Source organism: Sphingobacterium sp. xlx-96 (assembly GCF_011007365.1).
Lineage (GTDB): Bacteria > Bacteroidota > Bacteroidia > Sphingobacteriales > Sphingobacteriaceae > Sphingobacterium > Sphingobacterium luzhongxinii.
This window is the reverse complement of record NZ_WFKM01000015.1, coordinates 78,526-101,270: the sequence shown is the minus strand read 5'-3', so window position 1 is coordinate 101,270 and position 22,745 is coordinate 78,526. Positions and strand designations below refer to the sequence as shown.

Annotated in this window: 18 protein-coding genes; 8 read left to right on the top strand and 10 right to left on the bottom strand. The window is 41.1% G+C overall.

What is annotated here, in order from left to right:
* Positions 1 to 32: 32 nt before the first annotated feature.
* Positions 33 to 932: a hypothetical protein gene (locus tag G7B20_RS18120; protein ID WP_164112832.1), complete on the bottom strand. Its 900-nt coding sequence runs from the start codon at positions 930 to 932 to the stop codon at positions 33 to 35.
* Between the two features lie 195 nt (positions 933 to 1,127).
* Here G7B20_RS18120 and G7B20_RS18115 point away from each other — a divergent pair, with 195 nt between their 5' ends.
* On the top strand, positions 1,128 to 1,691 hold the full coding sequence (locus G7B20_RS18115) for a C40 family peptidase (RefSeq protein WP_164112831.1): 564 nt from the start codon (positions 1,128 to 1,130) through the stop codon (positions 1,689 to 1,691).
* Positions 1,692 to 1,749: 58 nt separating this feature from the next.
* Here G7B20_RS18115 and G7B20_RS18110 read toward each other — a convergent pair whose 3' ends face one another.
* The 6 genes from G7B20_RS18110 to G7B20_RS18085 all read right to left on the bottom strand — a co-directional run bounded on the left by G7B20_RS18110 (position 1,750) and on the right by G7B20_RS18085 (position 11,920).
* A complete protein-coding gene (locus tag G7B20_RS18110; RefSeq protein ID WP_164112830.1) occupies positions 1,750 to 3,930 on the bottom strand; it encodes an alpha-galactosidase in 2,181 nt (726 codons plus the stop codon).
* Between the two features lie 17 nt (positions 3,931 to 3,947).
* Positions 3,948 to 5,639: a RagB/SusD family nutrient uptake outer membrane protein gene (locus tag G7B20_RS18105; RefSeq protein WP_164112829.1), complete on the bottom strand. Its 1,692-nt coding sequence runs from the start codon at positions 5,637 to 5,639 to the stop codon at positions 3,948 to 3,950.
* Between the two features lie 18 nt (positions 5,640 to 5,657).
* Positions 5,658 to 9,050, bottom strand: a complete 3,393-nt coding sequence (locus tag G7B20_RS18100; RefSeq protein ID WP_164112828.1) for a SusC/RagA family TonB-linked outer membrane protein — start codon at positions 9,048 to 9,050, stop codon at positions 5,658 to 5,660.
* Positions 9,051 to 9,054: 4 nt separating this feature from the next.
* A complete protein-coding gene (locus tag G7B20_RS18095; RefSeq protein WP_164112827.1) occupies positions 9,055 to 10,017 on the bottom strand; it encodes a FecR family protein in 963 nt (320 codons plus the stop codon).
* Between the two features lie 59 nt (positions 10,018 to 10,076).
* On the bottom strand, positions 10,077 to 10,646 hold the full coding sequence (locus tag G7B20_RS18090) for an RNA polymerase sigma-70 factor (RefSeq protein ID WP_164112826.1): 570 nt from the start codon (positions 10,644 to 10,646) through the stop codon (positions 10,077 to 10,079).
* Positions 10,647 to 10,747: 101 nt separating this feature from the next.
* Entirely contained in the window at positions 10,748 to 11,920 is a 1,173-nt protein-coding gene (locus tag G7B20_RS18085; RefSeq protein ID WP_164112825.1) for a hypothetical protein, read from the bottom strand.
* A gap of 129 nt (positions 11,921 to 12,049) precedes the next feature.
* On the opposite strand from G7B20_RS18085, the gene G7B20_RS18080 reads away from it, so the two are divergent.
* Entirely contained in the window at positions 12,050 to 14,515 is a 2,466-nt protein-coding gene (locus G7B20_RS18080) for a phosphocholine-specific phospholipase C (RefSeq protein WP_164112824.1), read from the top strand.
* 7 nt (positions 14,516 to 14,522) lie between these two features.
* Here the strand turns inward: G7B20_RS18080 and G7B20_RS18075 are convergent, their stop codons facing one another.
* Both G7B20_RS18075 and G7B20_RS18070 read right to left on the bottom strand, forming a co-directional pair.
* On the bottom strand, positions 14,523 to 15,617 hold the full coding sequence (locus G7B20_RS18075) for a hypothetical protein (RefSeq protein WP_164112823.1): 1,095 nt from the start codon (positions 15,615 to 15,617) through the stop codon (positions 14,523 to 14,525).
* 2 nt (positions 15,618 to 15,619) lie between these two features.
* A complete protein-coding gene (locus G7B20_RS18070; RefSeq protein WP_164112822.1) occupies positions 15,620 to 16,420 on the bottom strand; it encodes a sigma factor-like helix-turn-helix DNA-binding protein in 801 nt (266 codons plus the stop codon).
* Positions 16,421 to 17,100: 680 nt separating this feature from the next.
* Between G7B20_RS18070 and G7B20_RS18065 the strand changes: the two genes are divergently transcribed.
* The 6 genes from G7B20_RS18065 (at position 17,101) to G7B20_RS18040 (ending at position 21,937) form a co-directional block, all read left to right on the top strand.
* The gene (locus G7B20_RS18065) at positions 17,101 to 17,376 is read left to right on the top strand and encodes a GIY-YIG nuclease family protein (RefSeq protein ID WP_240452891.1); all 276 of its coding nucleotides are present in this window, start codon (positions 17,101 to 17,103) and stop codon (positions 17,374 to 17,376) included.
* Positions 17,377 to 18,456: 1,080 nt separating this feature from the next.
* On the top strand, positions 18,457 to 18,909 hold the full coding sequence (locus G7B20_RS18060) for a helix-turn-helix transcriptional regulator (RefSeq protein ID WP_164112821.1): 453 nt from the start codon (positions 18,457 to 18,459) through the stop codon (positions 18,907 to 18,909).
* 82 nt (positions 18,910 to 18,991) lie between these two features.
* Positions 18,992 to 20,227, top strand: a complete 1,236-nt coding sequence (locus G7B20_RS18055) for a hypothetical protein (RefSeq protein ID WP_164112820.1) — start codon at positions 18,992 to 18,994, stop codon at positions 20,225 to 20,227.
* 100 nt (positions 20,228 to 20,327) lie between these two features.
* Positions 20,328 to 20,717 (top strand): VanZ family protein, encoded by a 390-nt coding sequence (locus G7B20_RS18050; RefSeq protein WP_164112819.1) that lies wholly within the window; start codon positions 20,328 to 20,330, stop codon positions 20,715 to 20,717.
* A 201-nt stretch (positions 20,718 to 20,918) separates the two neighbouring features.
* Positions 20,919 to 21,395 carry a CPBP family intramembrane glutamic endopeptidase gene (locus G7B20_RS18045; protein ID WP_164112818.1) on the top strand — a complete coding sequence of 159 codons (477 nt, stop codon included), beginning with the start codon at positions 20,919 to 20,921 and terminating at the stop codon, positions 21,393 to 21,395.
* A gap of 56 nt (positions 21,396 to 21,451) precedes the next feature.
* The gene (locus G7B20_RS18040) at positions 21,452 to 21,937 is read left to right on the top strand and encodes a hypothetical protein (RefSeq protein ID WP_164112817.1); all 486 of its coding nucleotides are present in this window, start codon (positions 21,452 to 21,454) and stop codon (positions 21,935 to 21,937) included.
* A gap of 301 nt (positions 21,938 to 22,238) precedes the next feature.
* On the opposite strand, the gene G7B20_RS18035 is transcribed toward G7B20_RS18040, so the two are convergent.
* On the bottom strand, positions 22,239 to 22,736 hold the full coding sequence (locus G7B20_RS18035; protein WP_164112816.1) for a CPBP family intramembrane glutamic endopeptidase: 498 nt from the start codon (positions 22,734 to 22,736) through the stop codon (positions 22,239 to 22,241).
* Between the last annotated feature and the right edge of the window lie 9 nt (positions 22,737 to 22,745).

Below are 22,745 nucleotides of genomic sequence, written 5' to 3'. Positions count from 1 at the left end.
ATGTTAAAATTAGGCTTTTTGCCCCATCTTATTTACAATGGAGACCAATATACATATGCTTCTTTAATGTACTGATACCTGTTTTGAGCGTCCGGGGCAATGAATGATAAGTTGCCGCCTTCGGCGCCCGGGAATGAGGTTGCCAACTCTATTTTACCATAGTGCTCAAAAGCATTTAGGATGGTGAAATCTTCCATAGGGAATTCGCCTCCATCATCCACACGCCAGGTACTCATTTCATTATATTCGGCATTAAATTCCTGAATAAACAATGTTGATGTAGCATTTGTTTTGGCTACGAGTACGACAGTCAGGCTATCTGCAACGGGGGCTAATTGCATTAAGAAGACACTGTCCTTTTGTGATGTCGTCGCTATCAGTTTAGCATTTGTTATGGATCTGTTGTATGTTTTTTTCAACTCGGAGGTTACGCTACTGCTCGAAGCATCTGCAAAGTTGTTTTTGATCGTAAGTGGCTTTCTGTTTTTCAAAAATACATCGCTACAAAGTAGGACATACGCTTCATCTGGTTTTGCCTGTTCCGTAAGTGTGAAAACGGCACCTGGGATGTTGTCAAAATTATCAGGTGTTTGTCTTCCATTATACGTGTTCCCTTCTTTTTGGGTTTTAGTAAATTCTAATTTATAGGATTGCGCATTGACCCAAGCATGCTTGAGTTTCTTTTTGTCTGCAGGCCGTTCTTCATCATCGATCAAGATAATTTGGTTGCGCAAATTATTGAATAGACCAAAGCCAACGTCACGATAGGAGAGTGTGTCTTCCATTGTGCTTTCTATCGTTGGCTGGGCTACGCTGTCTTGGCCCTGCGTACTTTTGCTCTCCTGTGGTTGGGTGCTGTTACAGCCGGTGTATAAGCTTAACGATAGGATGCCTAGCGGTACGAATAACCACTGGTTGAGTGCGTTTTTCATGTTTACAAATTTAGTGTAAAATGTTCTGGAATTACAGTTGTTTGTACAAAAGGATTTGATGTATTTTGGCTAGTTCATGAGACGAGCGCTGAGTTATGTTTGAAATAGGTCATGTTTAAATCACAAATGTGGAAAACTATCTGTTTTATGGTATTATTGTGAGCGACTATATTCGTGTAAATAGGAGGATATACTATGACACTAACGAAACACTTATTTATATTGCTGCTCCTCGTATCGCTCATTTTTACATCCTGTGGGGCCAGGAAGAAAACTTTGTACAGCAAGGAGCATAAACCGACAACAGGGACTAGCAATCCAACAAATAAAAAAAATAAGGGTAATCTTACTGCTTACTACGCAGAGCTGCTCGGTACAGATGCTCGGGGTATGAATGCAGATCTTTATTCCTTTATTGATGATTGGATGGGCAGCCCACATCGTATGGGAGGACTTACACGTTCAGGCATCGATTGTTCAGCTTTTGTAGGAATGGTCTATAATGAAGTATATCGCAAAGATCTACCGCGCACATCTCGGGATATGGCCGAGCATATCAAACGGAAGTATGATGACCAACTCAAAGAAGGAGATCTGGTGTTTTTTTCGTTTGGAGGGAGAGATATAGATCATGTTGGCGTTTATTTACACAATGGAAAATTTGTACATGTATCTACCAAACAAGGTGTCGTCATCTCCAATCTTAAAGACGTATGGTATTATAAATATTTTAAACGTTGCGGCACGCCGAGCGTTTAAAACACCAAGATCCAACTTGATGACCTTGGTGTTTTTATTATCTTTACTGTTTAATACGTTATTCAATAGTAAACCATGTATAGCTTTCCGCTGGTATAGTAAATGTGTACTGTGCTTTGAAAAAGCGATCCAGTTCTAATTTTTCGACTTTATCTCCATCCACCTTAAGGGTTGCTACCTTAGTGAGGCCTGTGTAGTACAAAGGGATCTCCACAGTTCGGCTGATTGGAGTTTTTAATGGGTTGAATAACATCCCCAGGGCTTTGTGTGTTTTTTCCAGCGCGTTGACATGCAAAAAGCCATCCCAATCACGGCCATCAGCTCGTCTTAGGTGAATGATATCAGAGTTTAATATTCTTCTATGGTCCTTGTACCATCTTATCACTTCTGTAACCACTTGTTTTGTCGCTTCAGTATCATATAATCGTGGTCCTCGATAACAAGCTTGCACACCTGCACCGTAATATTGCATCATTAATTGCTTGTAATCTTCCAGGTGATCGTTCAATGGTTCTAAGATAGCCTCTTTCCCTCCACCTTGATAGGCCGTTAACGGTACGAATCCCCAGCCCATTGACGGGGTTTGTTCCCACAATGCGTCGTAAATATTTTGTCTGTTCAATATCCGTTGGTTCTCACGAGGTAAAGAAAAATTCACTTCACGGTAGCCAAGTCCTGTTTTATTTGCGCCGTCTAGAAAATACCAATCCGGAGAGTTGATGTATACACCTCTTGCATTGAGCCAGTGATACAGCTCCTTCTGCATGTTGAATTGGGTCCATTGGCTGTCTTCAAGACCATGATGTCCAGGATGCGACGTCGAGGCGCACTGATCCCCCGGAAAGGGACCATCATTTTCCCATATATCAAACCCTGTTTTTTCAAAAAATGTCTTTATGCGTTGTGCATAGCCAATTCCCCAGTGAGAACCGAAGCAAGGAGCATTGTTAAAAAAAGTCCCTCCAGTCTTACCTGTTTTTGGATTAATAATGTCGTCGTCTTCACTGATCTTGCGGGAGCTAAAGAGTGAATATGTGCCGATCTTAATATTTTTGCTATGGGCATAGTCTGCAATTTTCTTTAAGTTGGATAGGTTCTGTGCGGTCGTATCTTCCATATTTACGTGACTTCCAAAACTTAGAATAAGGGCTTCATATCCCGTGGCTGCACATTGATCTATGGCTGTATAAACCTGATCATCGTTACGACTTACCAAATGCATGAAAATAGGATTTGCAGTCGTCCATGGTGCGATTGCTCTGTACATTTTGCGTATAGCAAGCCCCCGTCTTTCGCGGTCATAGCTATCCATAAGGAGTTCCCAAGAACGAATGGATGTAAAGTTCTCTCCCGTGGAGATCTTTATGCCAACCCCTTTTTTAGGATATATTTCTAGGATGGCAGGTGTCGTATATGCATAATTGACCTGTGATGTATACGTCGAGTCAGTGTTCCAGTGCAGTGATTGATCACTAAGGTGATAGCGCATAGCATTATTAAAAGCAAAATTGCTCTCGATATAAATACCTTGCTGTTTGCGCATGTCTTGGAGCGAACCGACTACAGCGCTTTCTTCTTCTACGAGTGCTAGCTTCTCATGAATCACCTGGTTGATCTGTATGGACTCTTTGCCATTGTTAGACAGTGTCACCCATTTGGAAAGCAATGGTAGATCATCATATATAGCATAGTGTACCCTTAATTCTATAGCTGTAAGCTTTGCGTCTGCGGGAGGAGCGAATGTTAGTGTTAGTACCTTGCCTGTTCCTGCATTTTTACGCATAGCCCACCATCGATCACCATCCCAAGGGAGTAGGGGAGATAGGTCACTGATTTCATGTTTGACATAGCTGAAATCTTTCTGATGAGCCTTAAAATCTTTCATCCATTCCGGACGGAGGTACGCTTTTTCTTTCTGTCCATGTGCCCCACCAACATTGTACCAGTGACCATTGAGCTGGATTTGAGCTTCGGGCTGTACCGCCCGAAGTAATTGCTGTCCAGTGATTAGATTGGTGTAGTCAAAACAGTATGCATTAGGCGCTATGTTGAACGATCTGCGTACCAACCCATTTTGTAATATTATTTGGCTACCTTTGATTTGTATCTGTGCGACATGACTCCCAGTCTGTGCTAGCTGCCAGTCATTTTTTTGATAACTTTGTGCAAATAGCGCTGTAGAGCAAAGTATACAACCCAGTATCGTGATTAATTTAATTTGAAAGTGTCTTATTATCATGGTTATTTGTTTGCGTGTTACATTCCTGCCAATGGATCAAATGTTCCATTGCCCCATCCTTTCGTTTGTTGCAGCTTGGAGTTGCCCTGTAAAGTTGCCGTAGAAAGAGGCAAGAAATACATGTTTTGATTATAGATCATAGGCGAAAAATCTTTTTCTGTCAGCGTATAAGTATAACCTCCCGGTTCTCCTGCTTGCTGGTGCAGGACCAGTGCAAATCTCTTTTGCTGTCCGACCATGATCTGATCCATCAGTTTCCAACGTCTCAGATCCCAAAGACGTTTTTGTTCAAATGCGAATTCGATATAGCGTTCATCCTGTATAGCTTGACGCATGGCAGCTTGTCCCATATTCGGATCTAAACCATATAGTTTGCCCGCTAGTTCAATATCACCAGGTGTCGTCTCGTTGATTCCGGCACGCTTACGTATGGTCTTAAGTACGTCAAATGCTTCATTTAGCTTATTGCTCTCCATGGCAGCTTCAGCCATATTCATCAAGACCTCTGCGTATCGCATTTCTATAAAATCCGTTCCCGAGATCTGTGAATTTGTGATATCGAGCGATTCGTCTATAGCCTTGCGCGAATAATAACCCGTTATGGATCCATTTTGTTTACCATAAGCATACCCATTTTGCGCATTGTCATATAGAGCCATGGTTGTACCTAAATAGTTTACGCCGTTGTACACGATGGTTGTGTAGAATCGGTCATCTCTATTCTGCCAACTCAAAGTTGCATTACCGGCATGTTGAGCTGCATTCCATTGTGTTTTTTTACCACTTTTTAAGGGAAATGCGTCCACCAGTTTTTGGATAGGATGATTGGCGCCTGTGGCATTGGCTGTAAAATCGATGGGGCGTACAGCTGCATCCCGATTTTGGGTTCGGCCCGGTTGTAGGTAGCGGATCGCAAATATTACCTCTTTATTCATTTCCGCTAAGAATAGCTCTTGGTTACTGTATTTTGCGGTAAGTCCGTAACCATTAACGTCTAGAAACTGAAGCGCATCCTTGTTGGCTTGGTAGGCATTTTCCCAATGTATCGTAGCATTGCTTGGGTTGAATTGAGGACTGGCTCTAAACAAGAGGATCCGGCCTTTTAATGCTAATGCCGCACCTTTCGTTATTCTCCCAAGATCTTCAGCTGCAGGATATTTAATCGGAAGCTCCTCTATTGCCTGATTTAGTTCGTTGATGATAAAGTCGAAACAATCTTTTGTGCTACTACGTTCTATCAATAGATCGTCATTGCGATCCTGAGCTGTAGTGATTAATGGCACACCTCCATACAGTTTTACCATTTCGAAATAGGTATATGCCCGGATAAAGCGGACCTGTCCACGTAGTTTTTGACGGATATCTTCCGCTATAGTACTTTGGGGACCATCGATTTCTTTCAGGAAAATATTCATATTCCTAATTTGTGCATAAGGCCAATATCCAGGACCTCCATTGTCAATGGTGGTAGTTCCGTCAATCCATTGGTTCCTCCTGGCAGTTTCGTCGGTTGCGTCAAATAGACCTGTGTTCCATCCGGGGATAGTCATATAGATACTGTTGGCAAAAGCTGTCGCCAATTTTGGATCTGACCAGACATAAGGCTCACTGATTGCGGATAGATCATTTTTATCTAGTACTTTGCTGCAGGAGCTGAAAGTGATCAAACCTACAGCAATAAGGTTATATAATGTTGAAAATCTTTTCATCGTTAATCGTGTTAATCGTTAAAATTTAAAAGAAAGTCCACCCGTTATACTCTTCATGATCGGATACTGGTAGACCCCGTAGTTTCCGCTGATGGCTTCTGGATCGGCGACATCCACTTTATCAAAGGTAATTAGATTGTTTCCCGATACATATAGACGCAAGCCTTTGATACCGAGTCTTTTTATCAATGATTCCTGTAGTGTGTAGCCTAGTTCTAAATTCTTCAACCGCATATAGTTGCCATTCAGCATCCAGAAAGACGACGCTTGTCTACTGGCACCGATACTACTAGCGCCGATACCTCCTACACGTGGGTATGTAGCATCTGGAGTCTCTGGAGACCAGGTATCATTGAATATGCTTAAGACTGCTTGTTCGTCCCATAGATCTCCTCTATTCGGAAACATAATTTCCCTATTGGCTACTCCCTGAAAGAAAGCATTGATATCGAGTCCTTTCCATGCTGCACCAAGATTTATCCCGTAGATTATTTCAGGATTCATGCTCTTTTGGCTCAGGACGACCATGTCTGCACTAGTGATATTACCATCATCATTCTGGTCTAGTAGAATAACATCTCCTTTACTGTAGTTAAATCCCGAGTAGGTAGGTAAGCCGACAAGATCTGCGTCGGTACGTGCGATACCATTTGCTTGATAACCCGTTATAAAGTCTATCGGTCTGCCTACGCGTTGTTGATAGTCAAATGCTCCGGGAGATACATCCCACATCTTGACCTTGTTGCGGGCAAAACTAAAATTACCACCGATGAAATATGCGAAATCATTGCCAATCTTTCGGTCGTGGCGAAGAGAGGCTTCTATTCCATAATTATCTACTACACCATAATTTTCGCGGGGCAGGGTTGCACCGAAAGTATTCGGTATAGAAGCAATACGGGTTCCCAAGATATCATAAGTATGTTTTTGGAAATACTCCAAGGAACCGCTGAGATTTCCTCTCAGAAAGCTGAAATCAAGCCCTGCATTAGTAATACGGGTTTTTTCCCAGGTGATAGCGTAGTTGGGTAATGCACCTGGGAGGATTCCAGAAGTCGCCCCGCCAAATACGGCGCCTGCGGTCGTACTAAAGCGGTTGATGTAGCCATACTCTGAAACTTGATCCCCACCATCATTTCCGAGTAACCCGTGAGATAACCGGAGTTTAAGGTTGTCGACAAATTGCCAGTTGTCTTTTATAAACGATTCCTCCGACATAATCCAACCGACAGCGACGGAAGGAAAGAACCCCCAACGTCCTTCAGGAGCAAATTTTAAAGAAGCATCATATCTAAAGTTCGCCTCCAAGAGGTATTTGTTGTTGTATCCGTACGTTAACCTTCCGACGTAGCCTAGACGGCCAGTTTCGGTTTCAGTGCCGGTTGCGTCTTTATTTGCCGCCGCCGCGTCACCTATAAAGAGCTGCTCTATGGATGTAGACAGCATTTTGTTACGGAAGCCATAGAGATAGGCCGTAGTACCTTCACTTTGCTCATAGAGAAGTAAGCCCGTCACAGCATGTTTACCAAATGTACGATCGTAATTGACCGATAGATTCATGGTGTATGAGTTGTTTTGGTTGAAGGAAGCAAATGTACTATTATCCCAATCTCCTAGTTGTAGACTGTTCAGGGGTTTATCGGTGACGATGTGATTATGACCTCCTGTCATCTCAAATTCAGTCACATCATATTTTTTTCTCAACGTCTTGTTGTAGTCATAGTATTTACGGTAGTTCATTGTTCCGTTTACTTTTAGGCCTTCCACTCCCGGGATGTTATAGTCTATTCTTAATAACCCGTTAAAGGTATTACGGTTCCATTTGCTAAAACCAGCATTATCGATCAGCGCTATGGGGTTCCACTGTTGATAGGCCCGAACATACTTGTCGCCGATTTTCCATGGCATCATAGAGGGTTTATTGAGCAGGGCCCGATAGAGGTCGTATAAGCGGTCATCATCACCGCCATCGTAAGGCCAGTATGGACGGCTTCTTTCCTGCAACGAAGCATCGAGGTTCAATGAAGCTGTTAAGTTTTTAGCGATTTTGGCATCGACATTTGATCTCAGGTTATATCTATTATAGTTCAGGTTATTGAAAGCACCGTCTTGGTAGTAATATCCGATGGAGGAGAAGTAGTTTATTTTTTCACTTCCTCCATTGATACTGAGATCATGTTTGGTATATACCGGGTCATGCCAAGCGCCCTCAAACCAATCGTAGTTCGTGTTATTGTCTTTAAAGTATTTTATTTCGTCGTCCGTGTAATAGCTAGGATCTGTGGTCGGTAGGTTATTAAATGTCGCCACGCGATTCCGATAGATGGCATGCTCATAGGCATTCATTCTTTTTGGTACTCTGGTATAGGTGTCTTTTCCGACAAAGGATGAGTACACTATTACTGGATCTTGGTTGCTTCCTCTTTTGGTGGTTACCAATACCACTCCATTAGCCGCCCTAGCTCCGTATACAGCAGCGGAGCTAGCGTCTTTGAGTATCGAAATGGTCTCGATTTCTTCGCTATTGAGTGCCTGGAAATCATTGAATGTCCTCGGAATACCATCAATGACATATAATGGAGAAGTTCCGTTTGTTGTGCTTTTACCCCGGATTACGATGTCGGATCCTGAACCAGGGGCGCCGCTCCGTTGACTGGCAAATACGCCATTCACACGACCGGCTAAGGCATTGGTAATATTCGATGTTGGAAATGTTGCAATATCTTTGCCCGATATCGAAGAGATAGAGCCGGTGACATTTCTTTTTTTCTGATTACCGTATCCCACGACAACGACTTCATCCAATCCGACATTGGATGATTGCAATTCAATCTGTATATCGTCAAAACTTGTTACCGTGAGTTCCTTTCTTTCGTATCCTAAAGAAGTAAATGTCAGTTTGTCTTGTAATACGACCCCTTCTAACAAAAATCGACCATTTGCGGAGGTTAATGTGCTATGATTCTTGCCTAGTATGGTAACACTCACTCCTTCTATCGGTGTCCCCACTTGATTGGTTACGGTACCGCTGATCTGTTGTTGCTGTTGTCTGATTTGTGAAGGTGTGTTATCCTTAGGCGCTATAGTATACAGATGTTCATTCAGTTTACTGATAGATACCGGCTGCGCGATAGCCTTTTCGAGAAAGGGGATCAGTTCGTTTTTGGATAATTTTTCAATGTCAGTATCTTTTAGAGCTATTGATTTCAACAAATCTGGACTGTAGCTGAACTTAATGTTGAATTTTTTCTCCATCTTGTTTAGTAGTTGACCTATGGAGGAGGTGGAGACACGTGATTGGAGAACGACTGTCTCGTTGATACCGATAGCCCAGCTATGAGTGGGTATCGCTATGCCAAGGGTAGCCCATAGAAAGGCTGGCTTGGCGAGGTGGTTTAAAATTTTGATCATAATTTTATAGTGGTTTTACAATATATTGTTCATTGTTCTTTTCAATATGGCAATTGAGCGATTGTTCTAACGTTTGCAGCGAAAGATTAAGACTGTCTTTAGGTATGGATCCAGTGAATCGTATGGCAGCGAAATTAGTGTCCATGATCTGTATCTGACAGTTATAAAGATATTGTATACTTTGTATGACTTCTGATAGAGGCCTGTTTTCAAAAGATAAAACATTGTTTGTCCAAGACGTATAAGACTGTTTGTCTACTTTTGATTTTAATAAATTATTTTCATTTGGATTGAATGCGATTTTCTCGCCTGGTTGCAGCTTTATTTTCTGGTTCGCGGTCTGTATCTCAACACTCCCCTTGTCCAGGATAACCATAGATTTATTATTGAAAGATTGTACGTTAAAGGAAGTTCCTAAAACTTTGATATTCATGTCGGTCAGCGTATGTACTACAAAAGGTTTAGCTTTGTTATGAGCCACATCAAAATAGACTTCTCCTTCCACCCATACTTCGCGTAGCGAATCTTTGTTGAAGTCAGTTGCTAATCGTAGACGAGAGCCCGTGTTTAGTGTTACAGACGATCCATCAGGGAGGTAAAAGCTTTCTTTCTTTTTTGAGGTCTCAAAAGCGGTTACCTCCTCGTTAGCAGATGCTTTGAATTTTAAATATAATAGCGATACCGTACCAATGGCGATCAATGCTGCTGCGATAGATAACCATTTTCTCCAGGCTAGGATCTTTCTATTTGTAGCCATGTGAGGAATGATCGTATGATACAGCTGTTCCGCTCGGTCTTTATCCAGAGCGAGATTATCGGGCAATGTCTTATCGATCTGTTGGATCTCTGGAAAGGCATCACGGTAGGTGTCGGATTTCAGAATCTCGATCAGATGATCTATATCTTCTTTGGTACATTTGCCCGCGACAAATTTTAAATATAATTCGTTTACTTCTTGGTTGGTCATATAGTTGTATTGTATAAGAGTTAATACAACTAAGTTGGGTAGAGGGACGACGCTCTAAATTATTTTTTTTGCAGATAATGGTAGAAGACCGCAATGACCGTAGTCAGTTCGGCATTGCTTTCTAAATATTGCTTAATGAATTTCAGCGATTTGACGATTTGATCCTTTACTGTATTCTTTGATATATTGAGTTGTTGGGCTATTTCTTCGTGCGACATGTGCTCTTCGCGGCTCAGTCTAAAGATACGTTGGCGTTGTGTAGGCAGTGCCGAAATGGCCTGATCATACACCTGTTTTAGCTCGCGGTAGTGTACTAATTCTTCTACCGTATTAGAAGACGCTACATGTCGGTAGAATATATCATTCAGATAGGTTTGCTGTATAGCAAAAGATTTTAATTTGTTGTAAGTTGTATTACGGGCTATGGTGAAGATGTATGATTTTACATTGTTTTCGAGGTCTATAGTGTCAATATTTTGCCAGATCTTCACGAAGACATCTTGTACAATTTCTTCGGATTGCTCGCGTGATCGAAAAAAACGATATGCATAAGCGAAGATATCGTTCTTATACTGATCGAATAATGTTCTGAAAATACGTTCTGCATTTCGTTCTACGCTATTATTCATGGCCGTATCACATTTTAGGAGATGAACAAGATAGGAAGAAATAGTCATTCCTAAATATTCCCGACAAAGACAATCGATTGCGTATCTTGAATGTAACAGATTTAAAAATCCCGAACCTCATCAAACCACTGAGCAGCGAGCTCCTGTGTTAGGTTGAGCTTGGAGGAGGCGACTAGCTGTTCTACTGCGGTACCTGTATCTTCACGCTCGACAGTTTCGATATTGGGCAAGGTGTTGATCAATTGGACTAGTTTTACGATGGCTAGCTTGACATCTTTTTCGGTTTTAGCTTTGTTAATCTCTTTCAATGCCACTTTGTAGGCCTTTGTCGCTGTTTTTGCATTATTTCCATCCCAGTTGGTAAAGGGAATCCCATATTCCGTTGTAAACCATTTTTTTTTTCGCAGTTTGGATACTGATGAATACTCCATTTCTTTTTCTTTCAAAAGGGCTTTCAGTTCCTGCTGGAGGATTTTGCCCTTGGTTTCTTCGATATTCCAACCGATGAAACTTTTGAGTTTGCTCCACGTTGCGAGAGAAGGTAGTCCTGTTAGATCAGGTATTGTCCTAAGGCCTAAGTCCTCCAAATTTGGTAATTGTGCTAAGGCTTGCGGATTTGTTATATTGCCACGTAGATTCAGACTGCTCATTTTTTTAAACTGTACTAGGCTAGCGCAGTCGAAAGCCGCCCCTATGATGGCATTGTCTAGGTGGATTGAGGTAGCAATATTGCTTAAAGAGGGAAAATTTGGTAAGCCATATATAGTGTTGGCGTCAGCATCTGGAGAGAAGTGGACAAGTGTAGTGCCTGGACTTGCTCCTATAGTGATGTTATTTATGTTTCCGTTAAGATGTAGTTTTAGAATATTCTCCCCAAGTATTAATTCGATCGGATTATCTCCTACATGTATGGTGAGCGTATCGATATTGGCTTTTGTAAAATCGGCTTTCAACGAGCTTATCGGGCTCCAGTTTAGACTCTCTATTCTCCGTTTTTCAGACCATTGGATAAAACCGCTGTCATCTCCAGAATAGTAAAAGAAACGTGGCCAGTCACCGCAAGGGTAGCGGTCTGTATTTTGCTTGCCATGTGGTGTGTACATCTCATTGAATACATCCCAATTGATTGTACTATCTGCCGTCACTAATACATCATATTTCCCTTTGGAGATATTTTTTGTGCCTATAGAGAAACTACCCTGTCCAGGAGGGATTACTATTTTGTGGCTATTTTCTCCTGTTAGAGAGATGTGAGTAGGGGTATTTCTTTCCATACGTGTACAAATTCTACGTCGCCCAAATTTAGGGATTTCAATCAACTGATGTGGATTTTGAAATAAAATCTATTAAAACTATATTAGAAGGTGCTCTCCATGGGCACCTTCATACTTTAAACAATCTAAATGGAAAGCAGAAGAGATTTTATAAAAAAGGCAGGAATGTTGGCGGGTTCTTTGGGATTATTCAATAGTCTTCCATCCTCGATTCAGGCCGCATTGCGCATTGATCCCGAGTATGGTAGCACTTATTTGGATGCGGAGCATATCGTTATGGTCATGCAGGAAAATCGGTCGTTCGATCATAGTTTTGGCAGTCTCCGTGGTGTCCGCGGTTTCAATGACCCTAGAGCGTTACGCCTGACCAACGGAAATCCGGTATGGTTGCAGTCCAATAAGAATGGTGACACTTATGCACCGTTTCGTCTTGATATCAAAAACTCTAATGCGGCTTGGATGCGTGATCTGCCTCATTCCTGGGAAAATCAGATAGGAGCGTGGAACAATGGGAAGTTTGATAACTGGTTAGAGTCCAAGCGGTCCGGTAATAAGCAATATCGGGATCTACCTTTGACATTGGGGTATTACACCCGTGAAGATATCCCATTCTATTACGCTTTTGCAGATGCATTTACGATCTGTGATCAACACTTCTGTTCTTCTATTACAGGTACTACGACCAATAGACACTTTTTTTGGACCGGCAAATGTGTTCCTGAAAAGGGCGCAAAACCTCTGGTTAGAAATTCGGATGTATACTTCAATAAGGAAGCACATTGGCGTACATTCCCTGAGTTACTGGAGAAAAATAACATCAGTTGGAAAGTGTATCAAAATGAAGTCAGCGTACAGAATGATCTGAGCGGTGCAGATGAAAGCTGGCTCGGCAATTTTACCGACAATAATCTGGAATGGTTTAGCCAGTATAAGGTGCGGTTCAAAAAAAGCCATATTGATTTTTATCAGCGACGAATCCAGGAGTTGCCTTCCGAAATCCAAAAGATGAAAGATGAACTGGGCAATCGCAATGATCAAAAGCTAAAGCAGAAAATTGAGCAAAAGGAACAGCAGCTTAATAGTTTTAAAAAAGAGTATCAAAATTATAATGCGGCCAAGTTTGACCAGCTGGACGATTATACCAAGTCCCTGCACCAGCGTGCCTTTCAGACCAATGAGGGAGATCCAGATTATCATAACACACAGACCGTAGAGATTGACGGGCAAGAGATTGTCGTGCCCAAAGGGGATGTCCTGTATCAGTTTAGACAAGATGTGCGTCAGGGCCGGCTACCTACGGTGTCCTGGTTGGTTGCGCCGCAGTATTTTTCTGATCATCCGAGTGCTCCGATGTATGGCGCTTGGTATGTATCGGAGCTTTTGCAGATTTTGACCGAAAATCCGGAGGTATGGAAGAAGACCATCTTTATCCTTAACTATGATGAGAATGATGGTTATTTCGATCATATACCGCCATTCGTGGTGCCCAAACCGGGCGATCCTAGTACAGGAGCGACCAGTGCCGATCTGGATTACAGTACAGAGTATGTGACAAAGGAACAAGAGATTGCTTACGGCATAGATCCGAGCTACGCTACCGAAGGACCTGTGGGGCTAGGGTATCGGGTACCACTTATTATCGCTTCGCCTTGGTCTCGAGGTGGATGGGTCAATTCCGAAGTCTTTGATATCACGTCCACCATACAATTTGTAGAACACTTTGTCCAACATAAATTTAAAGTCAATCTTGTCGAGGATAATATTAGTTCTTGGCGGCGGGCGATCACGGGCGATCTAACATCTGCATTCAGACCTTTCCAGAAAGGGAACTTCAAACTGCCCGACTTTCTGGATCGCGACAGGCAAATCTTAGCGATTAACAATGCCCGGGAGAAACCTCTTCCCAACAATTTTCACCAATTTGATGAGCAAGAGCGTGCGCTCATAAAGCAAGGAGAAAGCCGACATTTCCTTCCTGTGCAGGAGCAAGGCACGAAACCGTCCAATGCCCTTAACTACGAGTTATATGTCCAAGAGCATGTGGAAGACGGGCAGTTGGTATTGCGTATGGAAGCTTCCGCATCGTATTTCAAGAAAAAGTCTTTGGGAGCAGCCTTCAACGTCTATGCGCATGGATACAAAAAAGAGAAGGCCAACTGGGCCTTTGCTACTTCAGCCGGAAAGTCTGTTTCTTACGCTTGGTCTCTGGACGATTTTGAACAGCAGGCCTATCACTTGGTATTACACGGGCCAAACGGTTATTACAGATCGTACCGAGGAAACCGAAAATCCGATAATATCCTGATCGAGCAGTCCTATAGGGCTTCTGATGAAGAAATTGTCTTGACTATTCACAATAGAAATAGTCATGCGATCACACTTCAGATTACAGATCATTACAAAAAAGCAGATGCTGCTCCTATCGTGATTGCTTCATCTAAGACAAAGGAAATCAAAGTCAAGACAAAAAGTACATACCGTTGGTACGATCTTGAAATTAAGAACCTCGACCCGAAATCTCCGTATAGCAGAAGGTATGCCGGTCGAGTAGAAAATGGTAAAGATAGTCTGACAGATCCTTTAATGGGGGCGTGAAAGTCTTTTATTCAATAATAACCTGTATCCCGGCCATATTCGCTTTGTACTTTATCTTCTCAATAAGGCCATAGTATGACCAGTTGCGCAGTAAGAACTCGTCTTCTTTAGCAACTTCTTCTTTTAGACTTTGGTTGACGAGTAGTAATGTACCTGCTTGGGCTTTGATACAGACATCAATCAGTCTTCGGCTGTAGAGGTGTAGTTTGTTGTCGACGTAGTTTTTCTCTTTTTCGTTATAATGTTCGAGACTTTTTAGCTTTTTCTTGCGCCCATGGCCACTCCTGGAGAATGCAGCCCCTCGTTGTAAACGATGACGAGCAGATTGAATGGCAATTCTGCGGTAAAGAAATTCTTCCTTGCTGCCTATTTGAAAGTTGTCTTTTTCAATCTGTACGGTTATAGGATGTTCTACAGCTAATGAAGCCTCGGCAATAATATGATCTTTTAGCTCGTGTTGTTTCTTGGGCATTTCTAATACCAGTAGCAGGAAGATTTTACCTTTTACGATCTTGATGGAACTACCGCAGATCTTGATTTGACCTACAAGTGCCCGCTGCAACAATACCCGCTTGTCCGAACGGTCTTTACCTAGATAGGTTCGGAAGGGAATTTTAAAAAGTGTGAATTTAAAATCTCTATTATTTTCATCCTTACTGAGCTTGATTTGGCTTCCCGAGAAGGGGATGGGCATATCTTTCTTGTAGTTCCGCAGCGACTTTATGCCTTTCCAATAATCCAATCGTTCACTATTAAAAGTCTTGATGAGTGTCATATTGATACTAGATAGGATATCGGAATGAATCTTTCCCTTAAAATAACGGGACAATATTTTATAGGTCGTATTCATTCGTGATGTGTTCAGTATGCCTTCTTCATCCTTGTTGCGGTCGGCTAGTTTGATTTTCACATCATCCTGTAGGTAGATCAGGTCTTTCATCTGCTCCTGTATGTACTGGTGAGACATCACCATATTCGCGCCGCGGAATACGACATCCTGCCACTCGAATAATGTCTTGTAATATTCGGATCGTTTTTCCTTGTCGTCCGAGTCAATGTGTAACTGTATTTTTCTAGTGAGTACGATAGTGTCTTTTTCCATGATTATGCGGTCTTTTTAGTAGGTTTAACTTTTGTTCGTGCTTCTATGAATATTTTTTTAACGATGGAGGAATTTAGTTGGAGCGATTCGGAAATCTCGTCGAAAGACATCTGCATCTCGTAGCGCATACGGAGCACTTCGGCTTGTTCATCAGAAAATTCGCCTTCCAATGTCAGCTTTGTCGGTTTATTCAAGAGGTTTAATTTGTCTTGACTATTGAAAATGGCCTTTAGTGCATCAATGGTTTTCTCTACCTGAATACTTACTTCATAGTCCGATATACCGCCCAAATAATAGGCTATGCGTTCGTAGTTAAAACTGTATTTAAGGCAAAGCCTGATGAATTGCTGCTGTTGCTCGGATAGGTGAGGGATTAGGTTGTTAAGTTTATCAAGCTGAGCCTGTTTTTCCTCTTCTAGGCGTTCGATGTATATTGTGTCTATTTCTTTTTCTTCTTCCATGTCATAGCCTAGCATAAATTCCTGATAGTCGTCAATACCATCCAATCGAAGTAAGCTCCTTTGAAATCTATTCCTTGTTTTGGTGAAGTATATACCAATCGCCGCTCGGATTTGTTTTTTTAGAAAGTTAAATACGGCTTCACTGTCTTCGATCTGTTCTCGGAAGAGCCACAGACGAAAGAAGGCCTCCTGAACAATACTCTCTGCTGCGCACAAGTCTTCGGTGGCACGTTCGGCCCGATAGCAGAATGTGTCGAAGTATTTTTTGTAAAAATAATCCAAACCTTTCTCCTTCCCCTCCTTGAGTAAGGAGAGGTGGAGCTGTGTGTTGCATAGCTTCATGTCTTGATTGTTTAGTCTGTTGTCAAATAGCTGCGAATAACCTTGGCGTTTTGCTGGTTTTATCTTTTGTTGCCAAGGCTATCGCAGTTGTGTGTTATTTTGCTGGACTTATCGGTATGGGGGTAAAAGTTTCTCACGCCTGTTGTAAGTATCCTAATAGTTGTAGTGGCTTAGTGAATTTCCTGGGTCTGTGTCGTTGTTTTCCAATGAATTGCGAACGCTTCGTACACCCCGTCATCTCGACCTTGTGGAGAGGTCTATGAACTATATAGGGGTGACTATTGTCGTTAAATCCCCCCGCTACGGTCGATGACGGATAGAGATTAACTGTAATAGTCTACAGGCGTAAATCTTTTTATTATAAAGTCGAACTAGTTATTACTACCCTACAAACTATGATCATCTACAGGTTCCAAATCACATGAAAGCAAAGGAAACTAGTTGTTACTACCCTACAAATTGTGAGCATCTACAGGCGTTACAAAGGATATGTTACAGACGGCGTAGTTGGGAATACCCTACAAATTGTGAGCATCTACAGGGTACCCTGTATGTTTTCAATATAAGGGTACTTAGTGAGTGGCAATACACCCTCACCCTACGGCTGAACAAGCAGCCTCGTGTGTGTTGTTTAATTTTTTTAGTATCTTAATCCTATGTAAAGAGGTGGTGTAATCTATATGTTAACCAATGCAAACCGAACGGTGCTTTATATTGGAGTTACTTCTGATTTATACTCCAAGTTGGTTGAGCATCGCCAGAAGCGCTATCCCAATTTGTTTACGAGTAAGTATAATTCTTGTCTCTGTGTTTATTATAAATCCTTTCCTACTATTGAAGAAGCCATAGACAGAGAAAAACAACTCAAGAAATGGAATCGCTCCAAGAAAGAAAATCTCATCAACAAACTTAATCCGCAGTGGAATGACCTCTGGGAGGATATTAAGGAGTGGTAAAGAGCTGTTATTATTCGGCGTATCTCTAGTATTAAGGAGGAACTTGTTGTTACTATACCCTACGAAATCTGATAGGCATATCGTTAGATCTCTCCGCTGCGGTCGAGATGACGGTATAGTTCGAGGATTGTGAAGACCTACAGGTAGTCCTTTCGTATTTTGCTTGGTGGTTTTGTTGTTATTACCCTACAAATTGTGATAATATATTGTTAGATCTTGCTTCGCAGAGCCCTTCGGGGTTCTCCGCTACGGTCGAGATGACGGCTAGGAGGATAAGTTGTGATTACTTTATATAGGACCTTATTCAAACTCCGAGTCTCGATTGTTAATACCCTAAAATTGTGGTTGTCGGCAGGCATTATTGATTAGGCCACACAGTTATTGTCAATACCCTACAAATTGTTTTTGCTTACTTCCTTACGTCATCTCGATTGGAGCAACGCGGAATAGAGAACCCCGAAGGGCTCAACGTAGTTAAATCTATGAACTGTCAAGGAGTAACTATTATGTCGTTAGACCCATTCGACTGCACTGCGTTCCGCTAGGGTGACGGCTAGCGGACAAACTGTATTCATCTACAGGGGACCATATACAGGACTCTATCTTTAATGTGGTTGTTCCTACCCTACAAACTGTGAGCATCTAAAGGAATAATATTAAGGGTACTTAGTGAGTGGCAGCATGCCCTCACCCTACGGCTGAACAAGCAGCCTCAAATATTTTTTACCCATACCAATATGTCAAAGAGCAATATTGTTCCTGTTTCATGCTAAAAACATAAATGACGTGAACTAAAATTAATGGAGGATTTTTAAGCAATAATTGGTTTTTGTATAAAATTGGGCGCTAATGCTGTTGCTTTTTAATACCTCTGTCTGTAATTCGCCTGCTTTGATTAAACAGGGGATTTAACGATGTTCTTATATAGTTTGTCTTTCATGTTTATATATAAGTATTGGTTATCTCTAATCAAAGATAGAAATAAAATTCAGCAAAACAAATAATTTATTTAAATATAAATATATTGTTTGCGCAAATGTTCGTTCTATTTGTTTTGTGAGTGCAACAAATAAAGATGTTTTGATTAAAATAGGAGATGTTTTCCGTCAAAGGAGGGAAGCTCTTTCTTATTCGCAAAATGATGTAGCGGATATGACCGGTTTGACTATCAATACTATTCTTTTTCTCGAAAAAGGAAGAGGCACTACGCTTAATAACTTTTTGCTTATTTGTCGCGCATTACAAATCCAGCCTCGTGATGTATTCGAGAGTGACATCGAATTGGCCCCACTCTTTGGCCTTTCGCCCGAATCCAAAAAGCGTATTGAAAAGAATCAAAAGTTGGACTATCTCGTTTATGAGTCTGATTTTTTTGAAACGCCTAGACGTGTCTCCGATGTGATCAAGGAACTTGATGCCGATAAAGCGGATAGCAATAAGTACTCCGTTTACCTGACAGGCTACTGCAAAGAAGGGGGCTTAGACTATATCAAAGAAGGTAACTATAAAAAGTATTTAAAACCTAAATCTTAAACCAATAAATATTAGTTCAATAAATTAGGAAACATTTGTTTATATTTATAGCAACCTCTTACGAGAAGCTATATTATAAACTATGATCAATCAGCCTTGGACCGTCTCGACTAAAATCGGCTTTCGCTTTGCGTTTATCTTTATTCTGTCTTTTATTCTTTTTAAGAATAATGGTGCCTTTCCCTTTATGCAGTACATCATGCAGCCTCTTATGCCTCCACTGCGTAAGCTGGTTCATTGGTTCTCGTCGCATATCCTAGATTATCCGTACGACTACGCTATATATACCAATGGGAGTGGGGACACTTCTTATGACTGGGTTTCTTTCGTATTCTTTTTAGTGTTAGCGGTGCTGGGTACAGTAATCTGGTCTGTGCTGGATAGAGACAGAAAGAGCTATAATACCTGTTACTATTGGTTGACAGCGATCACTAGGTATTACATCGCATTTATGCTGATTAACTATGGAGTGATCAAATTGACACATTCGCAGATGCCTCCTCCCGGGCTGGGTAGACTGATGCAGCCTTTGGGTGAGTTTTCTCCCATGGGGTTAGCGTGGACCTATTTCGGCTATTCGGCAGGGTATAATATTTTCGTAGGTATGGTAGAGATATTCGCGGGCTTCCTGTTGTTCCGGAGGACTATGGTGCTAGGAGCATTGATCACCATGACCGTGAGTATCAATATCATGACGACCAACTATTTCTTTGATGTTCCGGTCAAGATCGTCGCAACAGCATTGTTTGCTTTATCGTTATTTCTGCTATTGCCTCACATCCGGCCTTTACTTGCCCTTTTGATACAGGGCAAGCCCGCTCAGCTACATGTTGTCGCCAAACCTGTATATGCTAAGCCTTGGAAAAATAAACTAATGATCGGGGTTAAGGTTTTCGTACTCCTGATATTCTTGATACAGCAAGTCTCCGGCCTGTTGAATAGGCACAAGCTGATGGATCATTATTTCAAAAAATCGGCATTGTATGGAATTTATCGTGTTGAAGATAATGCTGCCGAGCGTACCATTATCCCCAAAGATTGGATGTCCATCGTTTTCGAATACGAAGGGCATGCCTCAGTACGGGATAAATACTACCAAAAGACCGCTCTGGAGGCCAAGATTAACCCCGGGGACAAGACGATCTCACTGAATAACTATACGCTAGATTATACCGTGCTGGAAAATGGAGATATCATGCTGATGAAGTCCTTTGAGGATCGTACCGAAGTGGTCAAGCTGGTCAAGCAGAAGCCCGAAGAGTTTGAATTGAGAAAGCGTGAGTTTAACTGGATACAAGAATACCCGTACAATAGGTAGCCGCTGTACGGGTATTTCCAAATACAACTACAGGTTGTAGGTATCGTGCTTGTGGAAGACTATTTTTGTGAAAATGCTTAGGTAATAAATAAACGGTCAAATGAGGAAGTATTACATTCTGCTTAGTCTTACCTTCCTTTGGGGAGGTTACTGGCTGAGTTCTATCTACAGACCATATGCGTACGAGTGCGATTTGCAGGATTTTGGCTTAGCCGATGCTGGAAATAATCTGGTCTTTGTACCTGGGGTATACTTTTTAATTCTATCGGTGCGAAATAGGCCGTTAGTATCTTACTTCAAGGACATTGTGTTGGTGTGGGGGCTATATGTGTTTATTGAGGTATTACAATACTCCTGTTTTGTGTCTGGCACGTTCGACTGGCTAGATATAACAGCCCTTACAATAGGTGCCGTACTTACTTTTTATAGCACTAGAATACTACATGGAGCTGATTTAACAATCTCAAATAAGCTGACTAGTTATAAATAAATGAAAAAAAATCAAAAATACATCATCGGAGCAGCAGCAGGAGTCATAATCTATCTGTTACTAGTCTATCTCTTTAAAATATTTGGTTAGGTTATGGGGATTTTTATACTTAGTCTCATACGTATGATATGCGGTTTTATCGCATGGATTATTCATCTATTGGATAAAATATTGTTTTAGCATTGTTATGCTATGAATGAAATGGCCGAACAAAATAGGAATATTCAGCGGCTGTACAGTTTGCCTGTACCTTATTTGTATGTACTGGCGATAGTTACGTATTATTTGCTGTCATTTCTTCATTATTTTACGCTGATAGAGCTACTTGGCGTAGATATCGAAGAGAATGATATCGAGCAATTGGGGACTGGCAAAATAATATCGGCACTGCTTGTCGCACCTCTGCTAGAAACATTGATTTTTCAGTTTGGAATCGTTGGTCTGCTATTCAAGTGGACGTTTTTTGATGAGTGGAAGGGACTAACGATTTTTATCTCTGCATCGTTATTTGCTTTATCTCATAATTATCAACTGCACAGTATTATATACTTTTTTTTCGGAGGTGTGATTTTCGCCCAGTTTTATTTAATAATGCGTGAACGAAAACATGCAGTATGGCATACTGCAGCTCTACATATATTGATCAATTTATGCGTTTTGATCAAGAAGAGTTTGTAAAAAAATGGGGCCATGTATGAAAGATAGCTTTTTTGGTTAAAAACAAGAATTAGAAAATGAAATCAATATTAATCCTAACCCTTGTTAGTTTGTGCTCGTTGCAAACAATGGCTCAACGTCGACAAAATGTAATGATAAGTGCATTGGGTACCACTCCATTGATCGGAGTGAAGTACGATACAAGGATCTTCAAAAACGTGAATGATGGATTTGGAGCCAGTGTAGGGCTTGGATCTATCGAGGTCATTGACGATGCGGAACACAAGGCATCTTTGGCGATTGGGCCTAATTGGTTATTTGGTAAAGGGCAACATCAACTGCTAATAGGTGCCAATGCTGTATTTGTGTTGTCACGTGAATATCCCTTGGAATCCGAACCTGAAAATAAGGTAAGGACAATGTTCATTCCTGATATAGGATACCGTTTTTCATCAAAAGGGAAGGGATTTACAGGTCAAGTCACCTGGAATCCTCTCCGTTCCAATTTGGATAGTGAATCAGCATATTACTACTTTGGAGTAGGTGTTGGTTACTGTTGGTAGTAGATATTAGCAACCAATGTAAAAACTCCATATATAAGAATTATAAGGTGATTCATATAAAGTTTTTAAAGCATAAAAAATGGTCGGAAAAAATTCCGACCATGACTGCCTTATGGGACTTTCTTATTTTTGATCTTTCAATCTTCTATGTACCCTCGTACATGCTCACTCTATAAAAACTGTAGCGGGAGAAAATGATTTAAAATATTTTTTGGATGTGGCGAACTTAATGTTTATTGATTGTTATAATCAAGAAGGAGGAATGCAACCTAGGGTTGTATTTTGAAATAGATTGTTAGCACTATGGTGCTAGCTCATGTGCAGCTAGGTGTAAGACGACAGCAATTAAGTTTAGAAGCGCATGTACAATGAAAACTGTTACAACGGCTTTTCCTTTGGTTCGATAATAAACCAAGATATATAATGCCATAAATATAAATCCAACGATCGTTACAACGAAAAAATTACTAGTACCAGTGCTTAGGTGAGCTAACCCAAAAATTAAACCAGACAAAACTATTATGATTGTGGGATGCAGTTTGTTTTTTAGAATTTTATATGGGATATCTTGAAAAATGTAAGTTTCTACCAATGGAGCTATAAAAACCATCAATAATAACTGTTCACCAATAGAGAGCGAGCTATTTATATTCTCTGCTACAGGTGAAAAAAATGAAACGAAGATATTGATTAAAAGACAAAGACCTGTTGCGACAAGAATCAGTGCATAAAGGGGTACCTTAAGAAGTCGTTGATATATTTTGTTGATAACTAATTTAGGTTTTTTCTTTATGCACATGATTTTAGA

Bases quoted from the DNA above. Each gene is read 5' to 3' on its own strand.
- G7B20_RS18120 (WP_164112832.1), bottom strand. From the start codon at position 932: ATGAAAAACGCACTCAACCAGTGGTTATTCGTACCGCTAGGCATCCTA.
- G7B20_RS18115 (WP_164112831.1), top strand. From the start codon at position 1,128: ATGACACTAACGAAACACTTATTTATATTGCTGCTCCTCGTATCGCTC.
- G7B20_RS18110 (WP_164112830.1), bottom strand. From the start codon at position 3,930: ATGATAATAAGACACTTTCAAATTAAATTAATCACGATACTGGGTTGT.
- G7B20_RS18105 (WP_164112829.1), bottom strand. From the start codon at position 5,639: ATGAAAAGATTTTCAACATTATATAACCTTATTGCTGTAGGTTTGATC.
- G7B20_RS18100 (WP_164112828.1), bottom strand. From the start codon at position 9,050: ATGATCAAAATTTTAAACCACCTCGCCAAGCCAGCCTTTCTATGGGCT.
- G7B20_RS18095 (WP_164112827.1), bottom strand. From the start codon at position 10,017: ATGACCAACCAAGAAGTAAACGAATTATATTTAAAATTTGTCGCGGGC.
- G7B20_RS18090 (WP_164112826.1), bottom strand. From the start codon at position 10,646: ATGAATAATAGCGTAGAACGAAATGCAGAACGTATTTTCAGAACATTA.
- G7B20_RS18085 (WP_164112825.1), bottom strand. From the start codon at position 11,920: ATGGAAAGAAATACCCCTACTCACATCTCTCTAACAGGAGAAAATAGC.
- G7B20_RS18080 (WP_164112824.1), top strand. From the start codon at position 12,050: ATGGAAAGCAGAAGAGATTTTATAAAAAAGGCAGGAATGTTGGCGGGT.
- G7B20_RS18075 (WP_164112823.1), bottom strand. From the start codon at position 15,617: ATGGAAAAAGACACTATCGTACTCACTAGAAAAATACAGTTACACATT.
- G7B20_RS18070 (WP_164112822.1), bottom strand. From the start codon at position 16,420: ATGAAGCTATGCAACACACAGCTCCACCTCTCCTTACTCAAGGAGGGG.
- G7B20_RS18065 (WP_240452891.1), top strand. From the start codon at position 17,101: ATGTTAACCAATGCAAACCGAACGGTGCTTTATATTGGAGTTACTTCT.
- G7B20_RS18055 (WP_164112820.1), top strand. From the start codon at position 18,992: ATGATCAATCAGCCTTGGACCGTCTCGACTAAAATCGGCTTTCGCTTT.
- G7B20_RS18050 (WP_164112819.1), top strand. From the start codon at position 20,328: ATGAGGAAGTATTACATTCTGCTTAGTCTTACCTTCCTTTGGGGAGGT.
- G7B20_RS18045 (WP_164112818.1), top strand. From the start codon at position 20,919: ATGGCCGAACAAAATAGGAATATTCAGCGGCTGTACAGTTTGCCTGTA.
- G7B20_RS18040 (WP_164112817.1), top strand. From the start codon at position 21,452: ATGAAATCAATATTAATCCTAACCCTTGTTAGTTTGTGCTCGTTGCAA.
- G7B20_RS18035 (WP_164112816.1), bottom strand. From the start codon at position 22,736: ATGTGCATAAAGAAAAAACCTAAATTAGTTATCAACAAAATATATCAA.